This window comes from Massilia sp. Root418, from assembly GCF_001425265.1.
Taxonomy (GTDB): Bacteria; Pseudomonadota; Gammaproteobacteria; order Burkholderiales; family Burkholderiaceae_D; genus Rugamonas.
Genome location: NZ_LMEC01000020.1, coordinates 894,998 through 919,499, shown reverse-complemented (window position 1 = coordinate 919,499; position 24,502 = coordinate 894,998). Strand labels below are relative to the sequence as shown.

Genomic DNA, 24,502 nt, shown 5'->3' with positions numbered 1-24,502 from the left:
CGACTTCCGAGCCTATATAACAACAGGGATAACAATGAAGAAGACTATGCTTGCGCTCATGCTGGGCGCATCGGCAGGGGCGGCTGTCGCCCAGAGCAACGTAACGGTATACGGCATTGTGGACGTGGCGCTGGTGCGCGAAAGCGGCGGCACGGCCAGCAGCACCAAGCTGACCTCCGGCGTGGAAGCCGGCTCGCGCCTCGGCTTCAAGGGTAGCGAAGACCTGGGCGGCGGCATGTCGGCCATCTTCCTGCTGGAGAACGGCTTCCAGGCCGACACCGGCGCCATGGGGCAGGGCGGCCTGCTGTTCGGCCGCCAGGCCTATGTGGGCCTGCAGAGCAGGAACGCCGGCACGCTGACGCTGGGCCGCCAGTACACGCCGCAGTATCTGGCGGTGGCAGCCGCCGATCCCTTCGGCTCCGGCACGGCGGGCGACACCAAGAACCTGATGGCTGCCACCGGCAACAGCGCCAGCCGCATGGACAACGCGGTCAAGTACGCGTCGCCGGTGTTCAACGGCTTCAGCGCCGAGGTGGCGTACGGCGTGGGCGAGGTGGCGGGCGACGGCACGGCGCAGCGCCAGTTCGGCGGCGCACTGGCCTACACCGCCGGCCCGCTGGTGCTGCGCGTGGCGCACCACAACCGCAACAACGACACGGCCGTGCTGAAAAACACCAGCAACGCGAAGAACACGGTGCTGACGGCGCTGTACGATTTCGGCGTGCTGAAGGCGCATGCCGCGTACGGCGTGGACAAGGGCTTGAACAGCGCCTTGCCGCGCAACCTGGGCAACCCCTTTGGCTACGCCGTCGCACCTACGCCGACCACCGACAGCAATGTGCTGCTGCTGGGCGTGTCGGTGCCGAAGGGCGCGGGCACCTGGCTGGCTTCCTGGATACGCAAGGACGACAAGACCGGCTTCAACCAGGACGCGCGGCAGCTGGCGGCAGGCTACCGCCACTACCTGTCCAAACGCACCGACGTGTATGCGGTGTATGCCGCCATCCGCAACAGGAACGGCGCGGGCTACACGGTGGGCAGCGCCATCGAGGGTGGCAGCGGCGACCGCGCCTTCAACCTCGGCCTGCGCCACGCCTTCTAGGAGTCCGCCATGCGCTCACCCGCCGACGTCATCCACCGCTACCTGATGGCGAAAGACGGCAACCGTCCGCATCTCATGGCTGGCGCCTTCAGCGAAGACGCCACGCTGGCGATGCAGGTCAACACCAGCGGCATTGCGTTCCCGCCTTTGTCGTGCGGGCGCGAAGCGATTGCGGACGTGCTGGTACGCCGCTTTGGGCAAAGCTACGAGAACGTCTACACGTTTTGCCTGGCGCCGCCGCCACGGCAAGCGCTGTCCGAATTCAGCTGCGCGTGGCTGGTGGCGATGACGGACAAGGCCGGCGGCAATGTGCGCGTGGGCTGCGGGCGCTATGACTGGCGCTTCCAGGCCGGTACGGGCCTGGCGGAGCATCTCGCCATCACGGTGGAGGTGATGCAGGTCCTGCCGCCGGCGGCGCTGGAGCCTGTCATGTTATGGGCCGCGTCGCTGCCGTATCCGTGGTGTGCGACGGGCACTGCGGTCGCCCGCGCCGGCGGCGTGGTCGGCGTGGCGCCGGTGCTGGAGTGGCTGCTGGAATGTGAATCCCGAAGTGTATCCCAACTGGCGCAAGGAGTTGAACAATGAAGAAACTGTTGAAGTATCTGTTGATGGGCTGCACGGCGCTGATGTTCAGCGTGGACGCATCGGCTGCGGACAAGGGCTCGGCCGACGAGGCGGTGGCGATGGTGAAAAAGGCCGGCGAATTCCTGAAGAAGCACGGTAAGGAGAAGGCTTTTGCCGAGTTCAATAAGCCGAAGGGGGCGTTCATCCAGAAGGACTTGTATATCTTCGCTTTCCTCGCCAGTGGCGACGGGGTGGGCACCGGCAGCATCGACGCCAAGCGCACCTATGTGGAGCGCGTGGACGATGTGATACTCGGCTCCGGCGTCTACAAGTAAGGCGGGGTCAGTACTTCAGCTGGCGCCGCATCACGAAGGGCGCCGGCTCCAGCGGGTTGGCATGGGTGTATTCGAGTTCCTCGGCCAGTTCGAATTCGTAGGCCATGTAGAAGTCGATCAGCTTGGGCTGATCGGCCCGCACCGCCATGCGCAGTTCTTCGATGCCGGTTTCCAGGCCGTGGTGGATCACCGCTTCCAGCAGGTGCTGGGAGATGTTCTTGCCGCGCCAGGCGGGCAGCACGCCCATGCGCAGGATTTCCCAGATATGGCTCTCCGTGTCCAGCGGCAGCCAGCGCACCGAGCCGACCGGCACGTCGTCCGCCAATAAAATAAAACCGCCGCCGTCGCGCAGGTGCTGCGCGACGAGAACGGCGGTTTCACGGTGGCCACTGGATGTGACGCTGACCTTGCCGGCCCACGCGGCGCGCGTGAGCTCGGCAATCAGCTTGGCATCGTCATCCGTCGCTTCACGTACTACGATGTTCATAGGCTGATTCGATGGGTTAGCGGATGCGCATGCCCGGTTCAGCGCCCGGCCATGGGTTCAGGATGTAGATGCCCGGATTGGCGCTTTCGTCCTGCGCCGAAGCGGCCATCACCATGCCTTCGGAAATGCCGAACTTCATCTTGCGCGGTGCCAGGTTGGCCACCAGCACCGTCAGCTTGCCGATCAGGTCTTCCGGCTGGTACATGGACTTGATGCCGGAGAAGACGTTGCGGTAGCGGCTTTCGCCGGCGTCCAGGGTCAGGCGCAGCAGCTTGTCGGAACCTTCCACGTGCTCGCAGTTGACGATTTTTGCGATGCGCAGGTCGACCTTCATGAAGTCGTCGATGGAGATTTCCGGCGCCAGCGCTTCCACGCCTTGCTTGGCCACCAGCGGTTCCAGCGGCGGCGCTTTCGGCGCCTTGGCCGGCTTGGCGGCGGCCACCGCAGGGGCGGCGCCGGCGGCGGCGATCTGGTTCTGCGCGTCGAACAGGTCCTCGATCATCTTGGCGTCCACGCGCGTCATCAGGTGGTTGTAGGCGCCGATGGTGCGGCCCAGCATGGGCTGGAAGGCGGCGCCGGAGGCCAGTTCGGTGTCCGCCCAGACCAGCTGGTCGTCGTTAAGGAACTTCGCCACATTGGCGGCCACGCCCGGCAGCACTGGCGACAGCAGGATGGTCAGCTGGCGGAACAGGATCAGCGCGGTGGTGCATACCTCGTGCAGTTCGGCCACCTTGGACTCGTCCTTGGCCAGTGCCCACGGCTTGTTCTCGTCCACGTACTGGTTGGTGACGTCGGCGATTTCCATGATTTCGCGCAGCGCCTTGCCGAACTCGCGGTTCTCGAAGTTGGCGGCGATGCTGGCCTGGCGCTCGGCGCCGTCGGCGGTGCTCAGCGCACGCTTGATCCAGCCCATGGCGTTGTCGGACAGGCTGGCGGCCAGCTTGCCGTCGAATTTCTTGTTGATGAAACCGGCGCAGCGGCTGGCGATGTTGACGTATTTGCCGATCAGGTCCGAGTTCACGCGGGCCACGAAGTCGTCGCCGGTGAAGTCCAGGTCTTCCACCTTGGAGTTCAGCTTGAAGGCGATGTAGTAGCGCAGCCATTCCGGGTTCATGCCCAGGTTCAGGTAGCGCAGCGGCGAAATCCCGGTGCCGCGCGATTTGGACATCTTCTCGTTGTTCACGGTGAGGTGGCCGTGCACGTTCACTTTCAGCTTGTCGATCACCGGGTGGTCGGCGAACTTCAGCATGGCCGGCCAGAACAGCAGGTGGAAGGAAACAATGTCCTTGCCGATGAAGTGGATCTGCTCGGTGCCCGGATCGTTCAGCAGGGCGTTGAAGTCGATGCCTTTCTTCTCGCAGTAGTTCTTCAGGCTGGCCAGGTAGCCGACCGGCGCGTCCAGCCACACATAGAAGAACTTGCCCGGGGCGTCCGGAATCGGGATGCCGAAGTAGGGCGCGTCGCGGGAAATGTCCCAGTCGGCCAGTTTCTCGCCGGCTTCACCCAGCCATTCGCTGACCTTGTTCACCATTTCCGGCTGCAGGCGGCCCGGCGTGTTGAGCCAGTCGCGCAGGAATTCGAAGCAGCGCGGGTCGGACAGCTTGAAGAAATACTGCTCGGACGGCTTCAGGATGGGCGTGGCGTTGGTGAACACCGAGAACGGGTTCACCAGCTCGGTCGGCTGGTAGGCCGCGCCGCACACTTCGCAGTTGTCGCCGTACTGGTCCTTGGCGCCGCATTTCGGGCATTCGCCCTTGATGTTGCGGTCGGCCAGGAACATGCCCTTCACCGGGTCGAAGAAGCGGTCCACGATCTTGGTGGCGATCAGGCCGGTGTCGCGCAGCTTGCGGTAGATGCCTTGCGACAGCTCCACGTTTTCCGGCGAATCGGTGGAGTACCAGTTATCGAACGCGATATGGAAGCCGTCCAGGTACTGGGCGCGGCCGGCCGCGATCTTGGCCACGAATTCCTGCGGCGTGATGCCTTCCTTTTCGGCGGCGATCATGATGGGCGTGCCGTGGGTGTCGTCGGCGCCGACAAAGTGCACCTCGCGCAGTCCGCCGCCTTCGCGCTGCATTCGCTGGAAACGGACCCAGATGTCGGCCTGGATGTACTCCATCATATGGCCGATGTGGAAGGCAGCGTTAGCGTAGGGCAGGGCAGTAGTGACGAACAGCTTGCGGGTCATGATTGATGCACTTTGTTGGTGGGAAAAAGAGCATTTTACCAGCGCTGGCCGCTCATGCGCACCGGGACGGGGGCGGCACGCTGTTTTTCTGTCTATTTTGCGCTAGACTGCGGGATCACTTACGGAGATTCAGATGAGCATCACGGTAGAAGACGTCAAAGCAGCATTGTCTAAAGTTACAGACCCGAACACGGGCAAGGATTACTGCACCTCCAAGGAAGTGCGCAACCTGAAAGTGGAGGGTGCCGACGTTTCCTTCGACATCGAGCTGGGCTATCCGGCGAAAAGCCAGGTGGAAGCCATCCGCGCCAGCGTGACCGGCGCCGTGGCGGCGCTGCCGGGCGCAGGCAAGGTGAGTGCCAATGTATACAGCAAGATCATCTCGCACACGGTGCAGCGCGGCCTGAAGCTGTTGCCTAACGTAAAGAATATTATTGCCGTGGCGTCCGGCAAGGGCGGTGTTGGCAAATCGACCACGGCGGTGAACCTGGCGCTGGCGCTGGCGGCAGAGGGCGCCTCGGTGGGCGTGCTGGATGCGGACATCTATGGTCCCTCGCAGCCGATGATGCTGGGCATCAGCGGCCGCCCGGAAAGCAAGGACGGCAAGACCATGGAGCCGCTGGAAAACCACGGCCTGCAAGTGTCGTCGATCGGCTTCATGATCGACCCGGACGAGCCCATGGTGTGGCGCGGACCGATGGTGACGCAGGCCTTGCAGCAGCTGCTGGAGCAGACCAACTGGCGCGACCTGGATTACCTGGTGGTGGATATGCCGCCGGGTACCGGCGACATCCAGCTGACCTTGTCGCAGAAGGTGCCGGTCACCGGCGCGGTGATCGTCACCACGCCGCAGGACATCGCGTTGCTGGACGCGCGCAAGGGCTTGAAGATGTTCGAGAAGGTGGGCATCCCCATCCTCGGCGTGGTGGAGAACATGAGCACCCATATCTGCTCGAACTGCGGCCATGAGGAGCATATCTTCGGCCACGGCGGCGGCGCCAAGATGTGCGCCGACTTCGGCGCCGAGTACCTCGGCGCGCTGCCGCTGACCATGGCCATCCGCGAGCAGACCGACTCCGGCAAGCCCACCGTGGTGGCCGAGCCGGATGGCCCGGTTGCCGGGATCTACAAGGAAATCGCCCGCAAAGTGGCGGTGAAAGTGGCGGAAAAGGCGAAGGACATGACCAGCAAGTTCCCCAGCATCGTAATCAAGAATGACTAAGCGCGCGACGCAGGCGGCGGGCGGGGCGGCGCGGGCGGCCACGCGGGGGCCTGTGCTGGCTTCCGTGCTGGCGGCGTTGCTGGCCGCATTGCTGGCCGCGCCGGGCGCCGCCATGGCGCAGGACGCGACAGGCGCACCGCGTGGCTTGCCGCTGCCGCCGCCTTCCGCCGTGGGGCAGGCGCTGGTGCAGGCCGCCGGCTGGCAGCCGCTGGCCAGCGGCACCGGCGCCGAGCTGCGCGGTCTGTCCGTGGTCAGCGAGACCGTGGCCTGGGCCAGCGGCGCCAAAGGCACGGTGCTGCGCACGGTGGACGGCGTAAAGTGGACCGCGATGCAAGTACCCGATGCGGACCAGCTGGACTTCCGCGACATCCACGCGGTGGACGCGAACACCGCCGTCATCATGAGCGCCGGCCCCGGCGCCGCGTCGCGCATCTACCGGACCACGGACGGCGGCGCCAGCTGGCAGCTGCAGCTCACCAATTCCGATGCGGACGGCTTCTGGGATGCGATCGCGTTCTGGGACGCGCGGCACGGCATCCTGTTCGGCGACCCGGTCAAGGGCGCCTTCCAGGTGCTGCTGACGGCGGACGGCGGCGCCACCTGGCAGCCGGCGCCGGACCCGAAAGGCCTGGCCTCACTGCCCAATGAAGGCGCATTCGCCGCCAGCGGCACCTGCCTGACGGTAGCCGGCAGCAAGGACGCCTGGTTCTCGACCGGCGGCGCCGAGCATGCCCGCGTCTTCCATTCGTCCGACGGTGGCCGCAGCTGGCGCGCGTCGGCGGTGCCCATCCCGGCCGGCGCGCCCGCGCGCGGCATCTTCTCGGTGGGCTTCCGGGATGGCCGCGTGGGCCTGGCGGCCGGCGGCGACTACAAGGACACCTCGATGGCCACCGTGAACGGGGCACGCACCGAGGACGGCGGCGCCAGCTGGAGCGCGGCGCCGATTCTGCCTACCGGCTACATGTCGGTGGTGGTGCCGGTGCGCGGCGCGGCCGACGCGTTTGTCGCGGCCGGCCTGGCCGGTTCGGGCTACAGCAACGATGCGGGCAAGAGCTGGACCATCCTGGACCGCGCGCCGGTGAACACGGTGGGATTCGCTTCGCCCGCGGTGGGCTGGGCGGTTGGCCCCAAGGGACTGGTGATGAAGTACGCAGGGCCGATACTCGGCAAGAGGTAACTGGCGGTCACTCACTCACATGGAGAAATCATGCAAACATTCCTGAAGCGCGCCTTGCTGGCGCTGGCACTGGGCGGCATCGGCTTCGGCGCGGCAGCGCAGACCGTATCCTTCGCGGAACCGGCGGACGGTGCGGTCGTCAGCAGCCCGTTCAAGGTGAAGTTCGCCGTCAGCGGCATGGAAGTCAAACCGGCGGGCGAGATGGCGGCCAACACCGGCCACCACCACCTGATCATCAACGGCACCAGCATCAAGGCCGGCGAATCGGTTCCTTTTGACGACACCCACCTGCATTTCGGCAAAGGCCAGACCGAAGCCGAAGTGAAGCTGCCGCCCGGCCAATACAAGCTGACCATGCAGTTTGCCAACGGCGCCCACCAGTCCTACGGTCCCGGCGCCAGCAAGACCATCGAAGTCACGGTCAAGTAACAAGCAAGGCCGAAGCAAGGCCGCGTGCAATGGCAAGGTCCGCTGCGCGATTCCGTAGGGCGGGTTAGCGGCAACGCCGCGTAACCCGCCGAACCGGCGCCTACTCCTTCGCCCGGCTGAACGGCGCCTCAAACGCGCCGCGCGTAAAGCGCCCCGAGTCCTTACCGGTAAACTGCAGCTCCGCCTCGCTCGACTGCACGAAATAACTGCCGCTCGGCGCGGCCAGCAGCGTCTCACTGCTACCGCGCTGCAGCTCCACCACCAGCCCGTCGCCTTCGCGGCGGATCACGAAATCCCCCGCACCGGGCATCACATACCTGCCCGGCACAGTGGTCAGCGCGTCCTCCTTGAGCGGCACATTGCGCCGCACCCTGGTGCCCATGGTGGGCCAGCCGTATTCCGCCGCCACCGCACGCACCAGTTCATCCGCCAGCTCCGAACCGCTGTCGCCATTGGTCATCACCACCACGCCGTCGCCGCGTTCCGTATAGGCCGTCATGCGCGCGCGGTAGCCCGCGTTCGAGCCGCCGTGGCCGAAGCTCTGGTTTTGTCCGTCCCCCTCCGTGCCCAGGCCCAGGCCGTAGTTCTGCATCACCGGCGTGAGCATCAGATGCGTCATCGCCTGCGACAGCACGGCGTTGGATTGCCCGGCGGCCGAGCGCCGCGTTTCGATGGCGAACTTAGCCAGGTCGGATGGCGTGGTCCACAAGCCGGCGGCGGCCTGCTCCGGGTAGGTGTGCGGCCCGCCGGGGATGGGTTTGCCGCTGCGGTCGTGCGGCAGGGCCGCGCGCGCCAGCAGGGGCTGCGGCAGCGGCTGGGCGAAGGTGCTGTCCGTCATGGCGAGCGGCTTCAGCACTTTGTCCTGCATCAGCTCAGTGAACGGCGTCTTGCTGCGCTCCGTCATCACGTACTGCGCCACCTGATAGCCGCCGCCGGAATAGCGCCAGCGGCTGCCCGGCCGCGTGTTCACGTGCACGCCGCCCGTGTTGGCGGGCTTGGCGCCGTTCAGCAGCTGCACCAGGGTGGGCACCGGCGCGCCGGCCGCATAGCCGGGGAAGCCGTGTACCGTGGTGCCGGCCGTGTGCGAGAGCAGCTGGCGCAGCGTGACGGCGTTGTTGTCGGCGTCCTTGGGCAGCTTCCACAAGGTAGTGTAGCTGTTGACGTCGCGGTCCAGTTCCAGCTTGCCTTCCTCGACCAGCTTCAGGGCGCCCATGGCCGCCACCGGCTTGCTGATGGAGGCGGCCTGGAACAGCGTGGACGTGCCCACCGCCGCGCCGCCCGGCGTGACCGCACCGTAGCCCTTGGCCCATTCCACCTCGCCGCCGTGGATGACGGCGATGCTCACGCCCGGCACGCCCAGCCGCGCCATTTCCTCGGCCAGCTTGCGTCTGGCGGGCGGCGCGCCTTCCAGCGACACAGCGGGCAGCAGGCCCTGTTCCACGCGGGCGATGCGCTGCTGCAGGCCGTCGTCGGCGGCATGGGTGGCGAGGGAGGGGAGGGCGGACAGCAGGCCGATGGCGGCGTACAGGCGGGTGCGTGGATGCAAGGCGGGCTCCTTTGTGGCGGTGAGGTTCGAGTATATCCCCATAGACGGGTTAAAATAGCCGTTTAATCCTATCGCTTCAGTCTCGAAATGACCACCACACCAGCAACTCCCGTCCGCACCCGTTTCGCTCCCAGCCCGACCGGCTTCCTGCACCTGGGCGGCGCCCGCACCGCGCTGTATTCCTGGGCCTTTGCCCGCCATTTCGGCGGCACCTTCGTGCTGCGCATCGAGGACACCGACCTGGAACGCTCGACCCCGGAAGCGGTGCAAGCCATCATCGACGGCATGCAGTGGCTGGGCCTGGACCACGACGAGGGCCCGTTCTACCAGATGCAGCGCATGGACCGCTACCGCGAAGTGGTGGCGCAGATGCTGAAGGAAGGCACGGCCTACCTGTGCTACTCGTCGCCGGAGGAAGTGGAAGCGATGCGCGAGCGCATGCGCGCGGCCGGCGAGAAGCCGCGCTACGACGGCACCTGGCGTCCGGAAGAGGGCAAGACCCTGCCGCCGGTGCCGGCCGGCCGCAAGCCGGTGGTGCGTTTCAAGAACCCGCTGGACGGCGACGTGACCTGGAACGACGTGGTGAAAGGCACCATCACCATTTCCAACCGCGAGCTGGACGACCTGGTGATTGCGCGCCCGGACGGCACGCCGACCTACAATTTCTGCGTGGCGGTCGATGACTGGGACATGAAGATCACCCACGTGCTGCGCGGCGACGACCACGTGAACAATACCCCGCGCCAGATCAACATCCTGCGCGCCATCGGCGCGCCGCTGCCGGAATACGGCCACCTGCCGATGATTTTGGGTTCGGACGGCCAGAAGCTGTCCAAGCGCCACGGCGCGGTCAGCGTGATGGAATACCCGGCGCAAGGCTTCCTGCCGGAAGCGATGCTGAACTACCTGGCGCGCCTGGGCTGGAGCCACGGCGACGATGAAGTGTTCTCGATGGCGCAGTTCTGCGAGTGGTTCAACCTGGAGCACCTGACCGCCTCGGCCGCGCAGTTCAACAATGAAAAGCTGGCCTGGCTGAACAACCACTGGATCAAGCAGGCCGACAACGCCCGGCTGGGCGAGCTGGTCAAGCCGCGCATGCTGGAGGCGGGCGCTGTCTTTGACGGCGCACCGGACCTGGCGGCCGTGCTGGGCCTGATGAAGGAACGCACCAACACCACCAACGAACTGGCGGACGCGGCCATGCTGTTCTTCCGCGAACCGCAGCCGGACGCGGCCCTGCTGGCGCAGCACCTGACCGATGCGGTCAAGCCGGCGCTGGCGCTGTTTGCCGAGCGCATCGCCTCGGTGGAGTGGAGCAAGGAAGCCATCGCCGCCATGCTGAAGGAAGTGCTGGCGGCCAACAGCCTGAAGATGCCGCAGATCGCCATGCCGCTGCGCCTGATCGTCACCGGCCAGCTGCAGACGCCGGCCATCGATGCGGTGCTGCAGATCTTCGGCCGCGCCACCGTGGCGGCCCGCGTTGCGAAATATCTGTAAAAAACCCCAGATATTTTCGCAAAGTTGCAATCGAGTATTGCATTCTTCGGGAGGCCTGCTATACTCCTGTTTCTTCGCGAAACGGGGGGTATAGCTCAGCTGGGAGAGCGCTTGCATGGCATGCAAGAGGTCAGCGGTTCGATCCCGCTTACCTCCACCAGTTCAGCGAAGAATGCAGTAACGGTAGTTCAGGGTCCCCATCGTCTAGAGGCCTAGGACATCACCCTTTCACGGTGAGTACCGGGGTTCGAATCCCCGTGGGGACGCCAAGGTAGCAAAGTAGCAAAGTGGTTTGGAAGTAAATTGGCAGTTGACGTTTGTTGTACTGAAAGCTTATAATTCGGCCCGCCGGATTATCGCAGAAGTGGTAACAAGGTCGCCTAGTGCGGCTTTATTTTTTTCTGCACCAGAGGGGGTATAGCTCAGCTGGGAGAGCGCTTGCATGGCATGCAAGAGGTCAGCGGTTCGATCCCGCTTACCTCCACCATGAGTGCGGAAGAGAGTAGAGTGCAGTAAGCAGTAACGGAAGTTCCAGGTCCCCATCGTCTAGAGGCCTAGGACATCACCCTTTCACGGTGAGTACCGGGGTTCGAATCCCCGTGGGGACGCCAGTAGTTGTAGTAAAGTAGTGCATTGTTTCTGCGCCCGGGGGGTATAGCTCAGCTGGGAGAGCGCTTGCATGGCATGCAAGAGGTCAGCGGTTCGATCCCGCTTACCTCCACCAACAGCGCAGAGGCATCGGAAGTTCTCAGGTCCCCATCGTCTAGAGGCCTAGGACATCACCCTTTCACGGTGAGTACCGGGGTTCGAATCCCCGTGGGGACGCCAGTTCTGGCAAATATCACAGTGATCCGATCAAGCTGCCGCGCGCGGCTTTTTTTTCGTTTGCGCGCCGGCTTCGCACTATCCGAAGCGGCAAACTTAACGAGATTGCATGTTGGCGAAACTGACCTACACTGGACGAGGGTGGCCATCGTAGCCGCTCATCAAAAGGGAGACGGACATGGAACTCCATATGCACTCGCACCGCTGGGTGGCGCGCCAGCCTGACTGGGCGGCGGCAGCGGTTGCCGGCTTTGGCGCCGGCGGTATCCTCATGGTTCTGGAAGTGGCGTGGGCGGCAATCGCCGGCGTGCGCGACCCCTGGCAGGTGACCCACATGGTTGCGGCCATGGTGCTCGGCTGGGAAGCGCTGCAATCGACCGGCTATGTGCTGGGCATCCTGGTGGCGGCGCTGGCCGTGCACTACATCCTCGGCATCGTGTTCGGCATCATGCTGGCGGCCATCATCGCGCCGTTCCAGCTCGACTCCAGCACCGGCATGGTGCTGGTCGCGGGCGCGCTGTTCGGCCTGGTGCTGTACGTGCTGAATTTCTACGGCATGGCAGGCGCCTTCTCGTGGTTCGCCGAGATGCGCGGCTGGCCCACGGCCGTCGGGCACGCGCTGTTCGGCATGTCGGCCGCTTATATTTACCGGAAGATGGAAAAGCCTTAATTTGCACCGTTGTTGCGTGGTTCGTTGAGCATGTTGTACGGCATGTAGTTGCACATGCGTGAGAGCGAAACATCTGACAGAAACGGGGCTGCTTATGGCTTTGGCACTGGCTTTGATCCTGATCGTGGTGGGCACGCTCGTGTTCCACCTCTGGAGCCCATGGTGGCTCACGCCTTTGGCATCCAACTGGCAGCAGATGGATGACGCCTTGATGCTGACGCTGTTCATTACGGCGGCCATCTTCATCATCATCAATCTGTTCGTGGCCTACGCGGTGATCAAGTTCCGTCACCGCGACGGCGTGCGCGCGTCCGCCGAACACGGCAGCAAAAAGCTTGAATGGTGGCTGATCGGCGTCACCACGCTGGGCATTGTCATCATGCTGGCGCCGGGGCTGGACGTGTACGCCAAACTGATCTCGCCGCCGGCCGATGCGATGCAGTTTGAAGTCATGGGGCAGCAATGGCAGTGGCATTACCGGCTGCCGGGCAAGGATGGCCGCATGGGCCAGACCGACGTCACCCATATCAGTCCGGAAAATCCCTTCGGCGTGAACGCCAAGGATCCCAACGGCCAGGACGACGTGCTGGTCGATACGCAGGAAATCCATATTCCCCTCAACAAGCCGGTCAAGGTCCTGCTGCGCTCGCAGGACGTGCTGCACGATTTTTACGTGCCGCAGTTCCGCACGCGCATGAACATGGTGCCGGGCATGGTGACCTCGTTCTGGTTCACGCCCACGCGCGTCGGGCGCTTCGAAGTGCTGTGCGCGCAATTATGCGGCATCGGCCACGCCAATATGCGCGGCTACGTGGTGGTGGAGGACGATGCCGCTTACGCCACATGGCTGGCGGCGCAGCCCACGTTCGCGGCCAGGATGCGGGGGGGCGCGGCCGGCGGCACCGGCGTGGCCGCCGCGGCGGCTGGCGCGGGCGCGGCTGGCGCGGAGGGCACGGCGGCCGGCTCGGCGGGCGCGGGCGAGGGCGGCGCTGCCGCCTCTGCCGCAGCAGCACCCGGGGCCGGCGACACGGCCGCGCAGGGCAAGCTGCTGGCGCAGGCGCGCGGCTGCACGGCCTGTCACAGCGTGGACGGCAGCCCCGGCGTGGGCCCCAGCTGGAAGGGCTTGTACGGCAAGACTGAAACGCTGGACAGCGGCAAAACCGCTGTGGCGGACGATGCCTACCTGAAGCAGTCGATCGCCGATCCCAAGGCGAGCATCGTGCGCGGCTTCCCTCCCATCATGCCGCAGCAGCCGTTCACGGAGGCGGAACTGGCGGCGATGGTGGACTACATCAAGACTGTGAAGTGACGCAGGAGGTTGCGATGGCATATGGCAGCGGACACGATGGGCACGATGGGCACGAGGGGCATGAAGGGCATGAAGGGCATGGGGACGGCCACGGCCATGGGCCCCAAAGCTGGGTCACCAAATACGTGTGGAGCCAGGACCACAAGGTGATCGCGGTGCAGTACGCGCTCACGGCCATCGTGGTGGGCCTGATCGGCCTGGTGCTGTCGGACCTGATGCGGCTGCAGCTGGGCTATCCGGGCAAGTTTGCCTTCATTGACGCGTCGCGGTATTACCAGTTCATCACCATGCACGGCATGATCATGGTGGTGTACCTGCTGACCGCGCTGTTCCTGGGCGGTTTCGGCAACTACCTGATTCCGCTGATGGTGGGCGCGCGCGACATGGTATTCCCCTTCCTGAACATGCTCAGCTACTGGTTCTACCTGCTGTCGGTGCTGATCCTGGTCGGCAGCTTCTTTGTGCCCGGCGGGCCCACCGGCGCGGGCTGGACGCTGTATCCGCCGCAGGCCATCCTGCAGGGCACGCCGGGCGTGGAATGGGGCATCGTGGTGATGCTGATTTCGCTGGTGGTGTTCATCGCGGCCGCCACCATGGGCGGGCTGAACTATGTCACCACGGTGCTGCAGGCGCGCACGCGCGGCATGACCTTGATGCGCATGCCGCTCACCGTGTGGGGCATCTTCGTGGCCACCATCCTGGCGCTGCTGGCCTTCCCGGCGCTGTTCGTCAGCGGCGTGATGATGCTGTTCGATAAGACGCTGGGCAGCAGCTTCTTCATGCCCGCCATCGTCTCGATGGGGCAGCACCTGAACCACCAGGGCGGCAATCCGCTGCTGTTCCAGCACCTGTTCTGGTTCTTCGGCCATCCCGAAGTCTACATCGTGGCCTTGCCGGCCTTCGGCATCATTTCCGACCTGGTCAGCGTGCATGCGCGCAAGTGCATCTTCGGCTACCGCATGATGGTGTGGGCCATCGTCATCATCGGCGCGCTGAGCTTTGTCGTGTGGGCGCACCACATGTATGTGAGCGGCATGCACCCGCTGTTCGGCTTCTTCTTCGCCACCACCACGCTGATCATCGCGGTGCCGACCGCCATCAAGGTCTACAACTGGACGCTGACCCTGTGGCGCGGCGACATACACATGACCGTGCCCATGCTGTTTGCGCTGGGCTTCATCAGCACCTTCGTGCTGGGCGGCGTGACCGGGCTGTTCCTGGGTAACGTCAGTGTCGACATCCCCCTGTCGAACACCTATTTCGTGGTGGCGCACTTCCACATGGTGATGGGCGTATCGCCCGTGCTGGCGGTGTTTGGCGGCATTTACCACTGGTATCCCAAGATCAGCGGACGCATGTTCAACGAGACCTTGGGCAAGCTGCATTTCTGGATCACTTTCCTGGGCGCCTACGCGATCTTCTTCCCCATGCACTACCTGGGCGTGCTGGGCATGCCGCGCCGCTACTACGCCTATGACAACTACAACTTCATTCCCGCCTCCGCGCAGGTGATGAACGAGTTCATCACCATAGCCGCGCTGGTGGTCGGGGTGGCGCAGCTGCTGTTCATTTTCAACATGGCGTACAGCGCCTTCAAGGGCAGGGTGGCGGACGGCAATCCCTGGCGCGCCGCCAGCCTGGAATGGTTCACGCCGCAAACCCCGCCCGCGCACGGCAATTGGGGGCCGCAGCTGCCCGTGGTCTACCGCGGCGCCTACGATTACGGCCAGCAGACCGGCGCCAGCGATTACATTCCGCAGAACGTGGGGCCGGATGTTGACCCGCCGGGCGCACCTGCGGGGGCGCCCGGCGGGGTGCCTGGCCACACTCGGCCGGTGGCCGGCGGAGGTGCAGCATGAACGCCGGGGCGGGCATGGAGGCCATGGCGGGCGCGATGGCACCGGCGCCGGCACCCGATGCGCGCAAGGTCGGCCTGTGGGTGTTCATGGCCGTGGTGAGTTCGCTGTTCATGCTGTTCAGCGTGGCTTATGTGATGCGCATGGCGATGACGGACTGGCAGCCGCTGCGCTACGTCCCCTGGCAGCTTTGGCTCAGCACGGCGGTACTGGCGCTGGCAAGTGCGGCCTGGGAAGGCGCGCGGCGCGGCGCGTATTCAGGCGCCAGCGGCGCGGACGCGCGGGCAGCAGCTGGGCAGGGCAGCCGGCGCGCCGCGCTGCTGGCGTGCGCCTTGTCGCTGCTGTTCCTGGGCGCGCAGCTGTGGGCCTGGCAAGCCATGACCGCCATGAATTTCACGGTGAGCGGCAATCCCGCCAGCAGCTTTTTCTACCTGTTGACCGGCTTGCATGGCCTGCACGTGGCGGGCGGGCTGGCGGCTGCGGCGCTGGCCGGCCTGTCCGCCAGCCGGGGGCGGGCTGCCGGCGTTAGCTTTGCCGCCAGCGCCGCGCTGTGCGCGCGCTACTGGCATTTCCTGTTGCTGCTGTGGCTGGCCCTGTTCGCGCTGATGTTCCTGGTCACGCCGGACTTCGTGCAAGTGGTGTGTGAAAGCGTCGGCATCCGGCCGCCGCAAGCGAGGTGAATCATGGATACTTCAAGCGGCGGCATGACAGGCCTGGTCAACGATTTTTCCGGCGACAAGGTCGCCTACCATGTGCCGTGGGGCAAGCTGATGATGTGGATTTTCCTGCTCAGCGACACCTTCATCTTCGGCAGCTTCCTCACCGGCTACATGACGGTGCGCCTCTCGGCCACGGCCGCCTGGCCCAATCCCAGCGAAGTGTTTGCGCTCACCATCGCCGGCACCAACTTGCCGCTGATCCTGATCGCCATCATGACCTTTGTGCTCATCACCAGCAGCGGCACCATGGCCATGGCGGTCAACTTCGCCTACCGCGGCGAGCGCGCCACCAGCGCGCGCCTGATGTTTGTCACCGCCGTGTTCGGCGCCATGTTCGTCTGCATGCAAGCCTTCGAGTGGAGCAAGCTCATCCATGAAGGCGTGCGGCCCTGGGCCAATCCCATGGGGGCGGCGCAGTTCGGCGCCTGCTTCTTTATGATCACCGGCTTCCACGGCCTGCACGTGTCGGCCGGCGTGATCTACCTCGTCATCGTGGCGCGCCGCGTGCAGCGCGGACACTACGAACGCCGCAGCGCGGCCGAGCTGGGCGGCAAATACGACATCGTGGAAATTGCCGGCCTGTACTGGCACTTCGTGGACCTGGTGTGGGTCTTCATCTTTGCGCTGTTCTACCTGTGGTAAGGAGGAACCATGTCCACCGCAACCGTACCCACGCAGCATCCGATCGGCATCTACTTCAAGATCTGGGGCCTGCTGTTCGTCCTCAGCGCCTTCTCTTATGCGGTCGACTTTTTCCATGTGCAGGGCTATCTGCGCTGGACCCTGATCCTGCTGCTGATGGCCGCCAAGGCCGGCCTGATCGTGGCCTACTTCATGCACCTGAAATGGGAGCGGCTGGCGCTGATCTACACCATCGTCATTCCGCCCACCGCGCTGCTGGTGCTGGTGTGGCTGATGATGGTGGAAGGGGACCATACTTTCCTGACGCGCATGACGCATTTCGGATGAGATCGCGTATGGGCTTGCGTGACGGGCTTGCCTTGATTTCGCGGCTCTTACCATGCTACAATTCGCGCACGCTTTTACGACGTCCCCATCGTCTAGAGGCCTAGGACATCACCCTTTCACGGTGAGTACCGGGGTTCGAATCCCCGTGGGGACGCCAAGTCAAAAAAACAAAAAAGTGTACCGATCATGTCCCCATCGTCTAGAGGCCTAGGACATCACCCTTTCACGGTGAGTACCGGGGTTCGAATCCCCGTGGGGACGCCAAACAAAAAAGCCGCCTTGAGCGGCTTTTTTTCTACCGACATGGCTACCGAAACCAACCCATCCACCACCCTGGCGCTGTTCTGCAAAGTTGTCGACAACTATGGCGACATCGGCATCTGCTGGCGCCTCGCGCGCCAGCTGCGGCACGAGCACGGCATCGCCGTCACGCTGTGGGTGGACGATCTGCAAACGTTCCAGCGCATCTGCCCCGAGGTGGACACGGCGGCGGCGCAGCAGCAGGTCGCCGGCGTGGCCGTGCGCCACTGGGCTAGCCAGGACGGCGCATTCGCGCCGGCCGATATCGCCGCCATCGTGATTGAATTTTTCGGCTGCGATATCCCGCCCGGCTACATCGCGGCCATGGCGCAGTGCACGCCGCGCCCGGTATGGCTGAACCTGGAAGGCCTGACGGCAGAAGAGTGGGTGGAAGGCTGCCATACCTTGCCGTCCTCGCATCCGCGCTTGCCGCTGACGAAACATTTCTTCTTCCCCGGCTTCACCGCCAAGACCGGCGGCCTGCTGCGCGAATCCGCGCTGGAAGCGCAGCGCATCGCGTTCCAGTCCGACCCCGCCGCCATGGCGGCTTTCCTGGCGCGTTTCGGCGTCACGCCGGCGGACATGGCCGCGCTGAAAGTGTCGCTATTTTGCTACCCGCATGCCCCGGTGGCGGAGCTGTTCGGCGCCTGGGCGCAAGGCAGCGAACCGGTGCTGTGCCTGGTGCCCGAGGGCGTGGCCGCCGATGCGGTGCGCGCCTTCCTCGGCGCCGAGCCGGCGGCTGGCGCGGCGCGCAGCAGCGGCGCGCTGACCGTGCGCGTGCTGCCCCTGGTGCCGCAGCCCGATTACGACAAGCTGCTGTGGGCCTGCGACCTGAATTTCGTGCGCGGTGAAGACTCCGTGGTGCGGGCGCAATGGGCCGGCAAGCCCTTTGTGTGGCACATCTATCCGCAGGACGAGAACCTGCACCACAAGAAGCTGGGCGCTTTCCTGCAGCGCTACTCGGAACCGATGGGCGAGGGCCGGCGCGCGCTGGACGCGTTCGCGCTGCGCTGGAACGGCGCACTGCCGCCGGGTGCCGACAGCGGACCCGACGCGGCCGCCGACTGGCGCGCCCTGTGGCCCGCGCTGCAGGCCGTGATGCCGGCCGCCGCCAGCCGCGCTGCCGAGTGGCGGCAGCAGATGGACGCGCATGGCGACCTGGCTAGCAACCTGCTGCGTTTCGCCGCCTCGCTCAAGCGGGCGAAGTAGGCGGCGCAACAAAAATCAGGTATACTGCCCGGTTACTCTATCAGGTATTTTTACTCGGTATTTTTACTCGATCAAACTAGAGCTTACGGCGTTCGAAGCCAGCAGGCGACAGATGATTTTCACGCAACCCACTTTATACGTACACTCGCTATGAAACCCGCAAAAGAAATTCGTGTTGGCAACATCATCATGGTTGACGCCAAGCCTTTCATCGTTCTGCGTTCTGATGTCAACGGTTCGAGCCGCACGGGCTTCACCTACAAATGGAAGATGAAGAATCTTCTGACGAACGCTCCCCTGGAAAACGTGTTCCGCGGTGACGACAAGTTCGACGTCGTCGTTCTGGACAAGAAGCCGGTGACCTACTCGTACTTCGCCGACCCGCTGTACGTCTTCATGGACGAAGAGTACAACCAGTACGAAATCGAAGAAGAGAACCTGGGCGACGCGCTGAACTACCTGAAAGACGGTATGGAATGCGAAGCCGTGTTCTATGACGGCAAAGCCATCTCGGTTGAACTGCCAACCACCATCGCGCGCCTGGTTGCTTACTCGGAGCCGGCAGTGAAGGGCAACACGTCGGGCAACGTCCTGAAAGAAGCCAAGATCGAAAACGCGATCGAATCCAAGCGCCACACCGTCATGGTGCCGCTGTTCGTATCGCAGGACGACGTGATCGAAATCGACACCCGTACCAATGAATACAAGCGCGTCGTCCGCAACTAAGACCGCGCAGTTGTGAGAAAAAGGCCAGGTTCCGCGGAACCTGGCCTTTTTTTTAGCCGAACGGCGTGTACCAGATGCCGTGTTGGATGGTTGCTGCCACATTCGCGACGTTCTCGGGGCTTTCGCTGAAGCCGGCCAGCACCTGGCCTGCGCTCATGCCGTTCTCCATCAGCCCGGTCCAGAACTCCATGCCCGGCGCATCCGGCGCCCGGTGCAGCACGTTGGCGTAAAAGCGGGTCAGCAGTTCGGTATTGTTGGGCGCGCTTCCATACAGCGCCTGACCTTCGATGGAGGTCAAGAAGTTGTTGGCCACCGTGGTCAGGGCCATGCCGTTGTCCATGTACCAAATCCAGAAGCCCTGGCCCGGCAGGTCCGGCGCGCGGTCGAAGGCGGCCTGGTAGAGACGGTAGACCTGGCCTGCATGGCTGTTGATATCCAGCGCAATATTGCCGTCGGCGAATTGTAAGCGTTCCACGTTGCCGACGGCATCCGTGCCCTCGGCACCGGTCTTGTCGATGACGGCAGTACCGCTGGCGCCGATGTTGACGGTGAAGTTGGCACGCGTGCCGGCGTAGATCGCCAGGTCACGGCCGCCGCCGCCGTCCAGCACGTCGTTGCCAGCGCCGCCGGTCAGCCGGTCGAAGCCCTGGCCGCCCAGCACCTGGTCGTTGCCTGCCGTGCCGTTCAGCGTTGCGCCCACCTGCGTGCCGAAGTCCGCCCCCACCTTCACCAGGTTGATAGTGCGCGGATCGTTGACGTTGCCACCCTGGTAGCTGGCGAACACCGCCGCCAGGCCGTCGGCCGTCAGCGCGGCTGTGCCCGCATAGTTGAAGTGGTTGGCATCGCCGCCGCTGGAAAGCCGGGTCAGCGCACCGGTGTTGACGTCCTTGATGAAAATGTCGGCCTTGCCGTCGCCGTCGCCCGGGGTGAAATCCGAGCTGCTCTCGAAGACGACGAATCGGCCGTCGGCGCTGATGGTGGCGTTGCTGGAGTCGCCCATGCCTTCCACGGCATCGGCGCTGATGGAAACGCGCAGTACGGCACCCGAGTGCATGTCTTTCCGGAACACGTCGCGGTGGCCGTTGTTGTCGCCTTCCACCAGGTTGCTGGCCTGGCTGGAGAACACGATGTAGCGCCCGTCGGCGGAGGCCGAGGCGTTGTCGCTGTTACCGTTGGCGGCTTCGCCGGCAGAATTGGCCGACACGCGGGTGATGGTGCCCGTATCGAGATTCTTGGAATAGATGTCGGCGTAGTTGTCGTCGCCCGCCGCCAGGTTGGTGGCGTAGGTGGTGAACACGGCCACCCGGCCGTCGCCGGAGAGCGCGCTGTCCGCAGTGGGGGCGTTGGCCTGCTCGCCTGTGGCCGTAGTGGACGCATTGACCACGACCCCGGTCGCGAGGTTCTTCACGAACAGATCGTCGGTGTTGTTGATGTCGCCGGCGACCAGGTTGGTGCCTTTGCTGATGAAGCCCACGTATTGCCCGTTGGTCGACAGGACCGCGTTGTAGCTTTGGCCGTTGGCTTCCACGCCTGCGCTATTGGTTGAAACGCTGCCCAGGGCGCCGGTGAGCAGGTTCTTCAGCTGAATGGATGCGTGTCCGTCCAGGGTGCTCTGGAACGCCACCAGGCTGCCGTCGCCGCTCAGGGTGGCGCCGGTCTTGACGGAGGCGAGTGCGCCGGTGGGGCCGATCGAGGCCAGCGTTAGCGTGCCATTCTGTAAGTCTTTAATGTAAATGTCGCCGTCGGTGGCGAAGGGATCGTTGGGCGTCAGTTGTTGGTTGGATGAGAACGCCACGTAGCGTCCGTTCGCAGAGATGCGCGCACCAATATCGGCCGCAGTGACTCCGGTTTGTACCGTACTAGATGTATTTGGCAGCATGATTGTAAGAGATGATAGACAGCGGTTGTAGGGATATGGCTGACAGATTGTGCCTCAGCTCATGCATTAAGCGTCACACGGTTCCGCAGGGATACTTCTGGGTTTCCGACGAGATGTTTGTGAGTTTCAAATAGATAATCAAATTAGTAGCTCGGAAATATTTCGACTGGTATGCTAGTGGTTTGCGTGCATTGATACTTTCGGTATAACCACTCACGGAGCTGGGCATGGATCGCAGGGGATTTGTTCGGATGGGGCTGGCCGCAGGTGCGGCCGGCGCGGTGACTGCCGAGGCGGCGGCCAAGCCGGCCGCCGGCGGCATTCTCGACGGCGGGGTCCAGCTGCAGCAGGAGCTGATGGCAGCCAACAAGCTCACCTCGCACTCGCTCACCTCCCAATACCTGGCCCGCATCCGCAACATCGACAAGGCCGGCCCCCGCATCAACGCCATCATCGAGATCAACCCCGAGGCGCTCAAGATCGCGCGCGAGATGGACCGCGAACGCCTGCTGCGCCGCGTGCGCGGCCCGCTGCACGGCATCCCCGTGCTCCTGAAGGATAATATCGCCACGGCCGACCGCATGAGCACCACCGCCGGCTCCCTGGCCCTGGCCGGGGTGCGCGCCGCGCGCGACGCGCACGTCGCGGCGCAGCTGCGCGCGGCCGGCGCCGTCATCATCGGCAAGACCAACCTGAGCGAGTGGGCCAATATGCGCTCCACCCATTCGGTGAGCGGCTGGAGCGCGCGCGGCGGGCTCACGCGCAACCCGTATTCGCTGGACCGCAACTGCAGCGGCTCCAGCTCCGGTTCAGGCGCCGCCATTGCGGCCGGCCTGGCCACGCTGGCGGTGGGGACCGAGACCGACGGCTCCATCGTCTCGCCCGCGTCGATCTGCGGCCTGGTGGGCATCAAGCCCACCCTGGGCCTGGTCAGCCGCAGCGGCATCATCCCCATCGCCCATTCGCAGGACACGGCCGGCCCCATGGCGCGCAGCGTGGCCGACGCGGCGCTGATGCTGGCCGCCATGGCCGGCGTGGACCCGGCCGATGGCGCCACCGCCGGTAGCGCCGGCAAGGCGGCCGGCTACGCCGCCGCGCTGGACCGGGGCAGCTTGCAAGGCAAGCGCCTCGGCGTGGCGCGCAACTTCTTCGGCAAGAACCCGGACGTGGACGCGGAAATCGCGAAGGCCCTGCAAGTGCTGCAGGCGCAGGGCGCGCAACTGGTGGACGTGGAGGTGCCCAACGTGAACAAATACGACAGCAGCGAGACCGAGGTGCTGCTGTACGAATTCAAGGCCGGCCTGGCGGCTTATCTGAAGGACTACGCGCCCAATGCCCCGGTGCGCAACATGGCGGAGCTGGTGGCGTTCAACCGCCAGCACGCGGACAAGGAAATGCCGTACTTCGGCCAGGAATACCTGGAACGTGCGGCCGGCAAGGGTGGCCTGGACGAGCAGGCCTACCTGGATGCGCTGGCCAACAACCACCGCTACGCGCGCGCCGAGGGCATCGACCAGGTGATGCGCGAGCACCGCCTGGACGCGCTGGTGGCGCCCACCGACGGCCCGGCGTGGCTGACGGACTTCATCAACGGCGACCATTACAACGCCAGCTTCTCCTCGCCCGCGGCCGTCGCGGGCTACCCGCACGTGACCGTGCCGGCCGGCTTTGTGCACGGGCTGCCGGTGGGGCTGTCCTTTGTCGGCGGCAGCTATACAGAGGCGAAGCTGATCGGCATGGCCTACGCGTTCGAGCAAGCCACCCGGCACCGCCGTGCGCCGCAGTTCCCGGCCAGCGTGTCGCCCCAGGTGGAATAGTATTTGACGGAATATCCAAAGCTGGATATTCTGTCCAGATGCGAAAACAGAAGACATCCCGCGCGGCCGCGCGCACTGCCGAACAGCTGCTGCTGCTCGAACAGCTCAAGCACGTGGCCGACGGCCTGGGCCAGACCCTGGCGCCGTTCTGCGAAGTGGTGGTGCACGACCTGCTGGACCCCGGGCACGCCATCGCCGCCATCCACAACAACCTGTCCAGCCGCGGCATCGGCGACCCGGCCACCGAACTGGGGCTGGCCCGCATCGCGGACGCCGCCTATCCACCCGTCGTGGCAAACTACGCCAACAGCTTTGCCGACGGGCGCCAGGCCAAGAGCACTTCCATCGGCATCAAGGACTCCAGCGGACAGTACATCGCCGCGCTGTGCATCAATGTCGACCTGACCATGTTCCACGGCCTGCAGTCGGTGTTCGCGCAGTTCAGCCGCATCGACGCGGGCAATGGCACGGCCCCGCAGGAATCGCTGGACCCGGTGGGCGCGGACGGCATCCGGCGCCGCATCGACGACTACGCGGCACGCCTTTCCAGTACGCCGCGCGCGCTCAAGGCCGAGGAGCGCCGCGCACTGATCGTTGAATTACGGGAGGCGGGCTGCCTGGACGTGCGGCGCGCCATGGAAATCATCGCCCAGCACCTGGGCATTTCAAGAGCGACTGTGTACAGCTATGCCAAATAACGCGAGACTGCTGCTGATCGATAGTGTCCAGGGCGAGTCCCTGATGAATTTCCGCGACGTGCTGGACGCCACCCGCGAATCCTTCGTGCTGCACCAGCAGGGCGAAGGCCGCGTGTTCCCGCTGGTGCGCGAGCGCCTGCCGGAAGGCGTGTGGGGCATCAAGTCCGGCAACGTGGTGGAGCAGAATCTGCTCGGCTTCAAGTCGGCCGGCTTCTGGCCGGGCAACCGCGAGAAGGGCGGCGAGCCGCACCAGGCCACCATCGTGCTGGTGGACCCGGCCACCGGGCGGCCGCAGTGCATCATCGACGGCAATGGCGTCACCACCATGCGCACCGGCGCGGCCGGCGGCCTTGGTCTGCTGCAGCTTGCGCGCGCCGACAGCCACCGTGTCTGCGTGTTCGGCACCGGCGTGCAGGCCCGCGTCCAGCTGCGCTACGCGCTGGAGCTGATCCCCTCGCTGCACCAGGTGGACTATGTCAGCTCCAGCGGCGAGGCCGACCTGGCTTTCGAGCGCCAGTTCTCCGAGCGCTGCGCGGTGGCGCCGGCGGCCGACCGCAACGCCTCGGTGGCGCTGGCCGACATCGTCATCACCGCCACCACCGGCCGCGGCCCGCTGTTCAACCTGGATGCGGTGCGGCCCGGCACGCACTTCAACTGCGTCGGGGCCGACACGCTGGGCAAGCGCGAACTGCCCGAAGGCCTGCTGCAGAAATCGCGCCTGTTCGTGGACGACCATATCCAGGCGCGCCAGATCGGCGAAATGCAATGGGCCCCCGAGCTGCCGTGCCACCAGCTCGGCGAGCTGCTCTCGGGCCAGATGCAGGCCCACCGCAAGCCGGAAGACATCACCATTTTCGACATGACGGGCATCGCCCTGCAGGACCTCACCGTGGCGCGCATGATCTATGAACGCGCCCTGGCGCGCGGGGTCGGCACCAGCGTGGCGTGGCCCTGGTAAGCATCAACTCTGGAAAGGAA

Annotated in this window: 22 protein-coding genes and 8 tRNA genes; 26 read left to right on the top strand and 4 right to left on the bottom strand. The window is 64.9% G+C overall.

Annotated elements, in window-relative coordinates:
• The first annotated feature begins 34 nt into the window (after positions 1 to 34).
• Genes ASC94_RS16360 through ASC94_RS16350 form a run of 3 tightly spaced genes read left to right on the top strand, consistent with a single transcriptional unit; the run spans position 35 to position 2,001 of the window.
• Positions 35 to 1,102, top strand: coding sequence for a porin (locus ASC94_RS16360; RefSeq protein WP_056396849.1), 1,068 nt, complete (start codon positions 35 to 37; stop codon positions 1,100 to 1,102).
• A 9-nt stretch (positions 1,103 to 1,111) separates the two neighbouring features.
• Entirely contained in the window at positions 1,112 to 1,687 is a 576-nt protein-coding gene (locus ASC94_RS16355; protein ID WP_056396846.1) for a hypothetical protein, read from the top strand.
• Positions 1,684 to 2,001 (top strand): hypothetical protein, encoded by a 318-nt coding sequence (locus tag ASC94_RS16350; RefSeq protein WP_056396843.1) that lies wholly within the window; start codon positions 1,684 to 1,686, stop codon positions 1,999 to 2,001. Before ASC94_RS16355 ends, ASC94_RS16350 begins: the two co-directional genes overlap by 4 nt.
• Before the next feature lie 7 nt (positions 2,002 to 2,008).
• Here the strand turns inward: ASC94_RS16350 and ASC94_RS16345 are convergent, their stop codons facing one another.
• Both ASC94_RS16345 and metG read right to left on the bottom strand, forming a co-directional pair.
• On the bottom strand, positions 2,009 to 2,488 hold the full coding sequence (locus tag ASC94_RS16345) for a GNAT family N-acetyltransferase (protein ID WP_056396840.1): 480 nt from the start codon (positions 2,486 to 2,488) through the stop codon (positions 2,009 to 2,011).
• A 16-nt stretch (positions 2,489 to 2,504) separates the two neighbouring features.
• Complete coding sequence (gene metG, locus ASC94_RS16340; protein WP_056396837.1) at positions 2,505 to 4,676, bottom strand: methionine--tRNA ligase; 2,172 nt, start codon at positions 4,674 to 4,676, stop codon at positions 2,505 to 2,507.
• A 133-nt stretch (positions 4,677 to 4,809) separates the two neighbouring features.
• Between metG and apbC the strand changes: the two genes are divergently transcribed.
• From apbC to ASC94_RS16325, 3 genes are read left to right on the top strand one after another with little or no spacing between them, the layout of a single operon-like run.
• The gene (gene apbC, locus ASC94_RS16335) at positions 4,810 to 5,898 is read left to right on the top strand and encodes an iron-sulfur cluster carrier protein ApbC (protein WP_056396834.1); all 1,089 of its coding nucleotides are present in this window, start codon (positions 4,810 to 4,812) and stop codon (positions 5,896 to 5,898) included.
• On the top strand, positions 5,891 to 7,075 hold the full coding sequence (locus ASC94_RS16330) for a hypothetical protein (protein ID WP_157201474.1): 1,185 nt from the start codon (positions 5,891 to 5,893) through the stop codon (positions 7,073 to 7,075). Before apbC ends, ASC94_RS16330 begins: the two co-directional genes overlap by 8 nt.
• Before the next feature lie 30 nt (positions 7,076 to 7,105).
• Complete coding sequence (locus tag ASC94_RS16325; protein ID WP_200955730.1) at positions 7,106 to 7,504, top strand: DUF4399 domain-containing protein; 399 nt, start codon at positions 7,106 to 7,108, stop codon at positions 7,502 to 7,504.
• Between the two features lie 100 nt (positions 7,505 to 7,604).
• Here ASC94_RS16325 and ASC94_RS16320 read toward each other — a convergent pair whose 3' ends face one another.
• Positions 7,605 to 9,050 carry a serine hydrolase gene (locus ASC94_RS16320; RefSeq protein ID WP_157201473.1) on the bottom strand — a complete coding sequence of 482 codons (1,446 nt, stop codon included), beginning with the start codon at positions 9,048 to 9,050 and terminating at the stop codon, positions 7,605 to 7,607.
• An 87-nt stretch (positions 9,051 to 9,137) separates the two neighbouring features.
• On the opposite strand from ASC94_RS16320, the gene gltX reads away from it, so the two are divergent.
• From gltX to ASC94_RS16235, 17 genes are all read left to right on the top strand, one after another.
• On the top strand, positions 9,138 to 10,547 hold the full coding sequence (gene gltX / locus ASC94_RS16315; RefSeq protein WP_056396821.1) for a glutamate--tRNA ligase: 1,410 nt from the start codon (positions 9,138 to 9,140) through the stop codon (positions 10,545 to 10,547).
• An 84-nt stretch (positions 10,548 to 10,631) separates the two neighbouring features.
• Positions 10,632 to 10,707, top strand: a tRNA-Ala gene (locus tag ASC94_RS16310).
• Between the two features lie 33 nt (positions 10,708 to 10,740).
• Positions 10,741 to 10,816: transfer RNA gene (locus ASC94_RS16305), tRNA-Glu, on the top strand.
• Between the two features lie 142 nt (positions 10,817 to 10,958).
• Positions 10,959 to 11,034, top strand: a tRNA-Ala gene (locus tag ASC94_RS16300).
• 48 nt (positions 11,035 to 11,082) lie between these two features.
• Positions 11,083 to 11,158 (top strand) — tRNA-Glu (locus ASC94_RS16295).
• Positions 11,159 to 11,195: 37 nt separating this feature from the next.
• Positions 11,196 to 11,271, top strand: a tRNA-Ala gene (locus ASC94_RS16290).
• Between the two features lie 28 nt (positions 11,272 to 11,299).
• Positions 11,300 to 11,375, top strand: a tRNA-Glu gene (locus ASC94_RS16285).
• Between the two features lie 175 nt (positions 11,376 to 11,550).
• Positions 11,551 to 12,042 (top strand): hypothetical protein, encoded by a 492-nt coding sequence (locus ASC94_RS16280; protein ID WP_056396818.1) that lies wholly within the window; start codon positions 11,551 to 11,553, stop codon positions 12,040 to 12,042.
• A gap of 94 nt (positions 12,043 to 12,136) precedes the next feature.
• On the top strand, positions 12,137 to 13,351 hold the full coding sequence (locus tag ASC94_RS16275) for a cytochrome c oxidase subunit II (RefSeq protein WP_056396816.1): 1,215 nt from the start codon (positions 12,137 to 12,139) through the stop codon (positions 13,349 to 13,351).
• 14 nt (positions 13,352 to 13,365) lie between these two features.
• Positions 13,366 to 15,210, top strand: coding sequence for a cbb3-type cytochrome c oxidase subunit I (locus tag ASC94_RS16270; protein ID WP_082616583.1), 1,845 nt, complete (start codon positions 13,366 to 13,368; stop codon positions 15,208 to 15,210).
• Positions 15,207 to 15,887 (top strand): cytochrome c oxidase subunit 3, encoded by a 681-nt coding sequence (locus ASC94_RS16265; protein ID WP_229417296.1) that lies wholly within the window; start codon positions 15,207 to 15,209, stop codon positions 15,885 to 15,887. The genes ASC94_RS16270 and ASC94_RS16265 overlap by 4 nt, the downstream gene beginning before the upstream one ends.
• Before the next feature lie 3 nt (positions 15,888 to 15,890).
• Complete coding sequence (locus tag ASC94_RS16260) at positions 15,891 to 16,568, top strand: heme-copper oxidase subunit III family protein (protein ID WP_056396807.1); 678 nt, start codon at positions 15,891 to 15,893, stop codon at positions 16,566 to 16,568.
• A 9-nt stretch (positions 16,569 to 16,577) separates the two neighbouring features.
• A complete protein-coding gene (locus tag ASC94_RS16255) occupies positions 16,578 to 16,895 on the top strand; it encodes a cytochrome C oxidase subunit IV family protein (RefSeq protein WP_056396804.1) in 318 nt (105 codons plus the stop codon).
• 81 nt (positions 16,896 to 16,976) lie between these two features.
• Positions 16,977 to 17,052 (top strand) — tRNA-Glu (locus tag ASC94_RS16250).
• Positions 17,053 to 17,083: 31 nt separating this feature from the next.
• Positions 17,084 to 17,159 (top strand) — tRNA-Glu (locus tag ASC94_RS16245).
• Positions 17,160 to 17,198: 39 nt separating this feature from the next.
• Positions 17,199 to 18,404: an elongation factor P maturation arginine rhamnosyltransferase EarP gene (gene earP, locus ASC94_RS16240; RefSeq protein WP_056396801.1), complete on the top strand. Its 1,206-nt coding sequence runs from the start codon at positions 17,199 to 17,201 to the stop codon at positions 18,402 to 18,404.
• A gap of 150 nt (positions 18,405 to 18,554) precedes the next feature.
• A complete protein-coding gene (locus ASC94_RS16235) occupies positions 18,555 to 19,130 on the top strand; it encodes an elongation factor P (RefSeq protein ID WP_056396798.1) in 576 nt (191 codons plus the stop codon).
• A gap of 52 nt (positions 19,131 to 19,182) precedes the next feature.
• On the opposite strand, the gene ASC94_RS16230 is transcribed toward ASC94_RS16235, so the two are convergent.
• Entirely contained in the window at positions 19,183 to 20,925 is a 1,743-nt protein-coding gene (locus ASC94_RS16230) for a DUF4214 domain-containing protein (RefSeq protein ID WP_056396796.1), read from the bottom strand.
• Between the two features lie 311 nt (positions 20,926 to 21,236).
• Between ASC94_RS16230 and ASC94_RS16225 the strand changes: the two genes are divergently transcribed.
• From ASC94_RS16225 to ASC94_RS16215, 3 genes are read left to right on the top strand one after another with little or no spacing between them, the layout of a single operon-like run.
• Positions 21,237 to 22,826, top strand: a complete 1,590-nt coding sequence (locus ASC94_RS16225; RefSeq protein ID WP_056396793.1) for an amidase — start codon at positions 21,237 to 21,239, stop codon at positions 22,824 to 22,826.
• Positions 22,827 to 22,864: 38 nt separating this feature from the next.
• Positions 22,865 to 23,524: a transcriptional regulator gene (locus ASC94_RS16220; RefSeq protein WP_056396791.1), complete on the top strand. Its 660-nt coding sequence runs from the start codon at positions 22,865 to 22,867 to the stop codon at positions 23,522 to 23,524.
• On the top strand, positions 23,514 to 24,482 hold the full coding sequence (locus ASC94_RS16215) for an ornithine cyclodeaminase family protein (RefSeq protein WP_056396788.1): 969 nt from the start codon (positions 23,514 to 23,516) through the stop codon (positions 24,480 to 24,482). The genes ASC94_RS16220 and ASC94_RS16215 overlap by 11 nt, the downstream gene beginning before the upstream one ends.
• Positions 24,483 to 24,502: the final 20 nt, after the last annotated feature.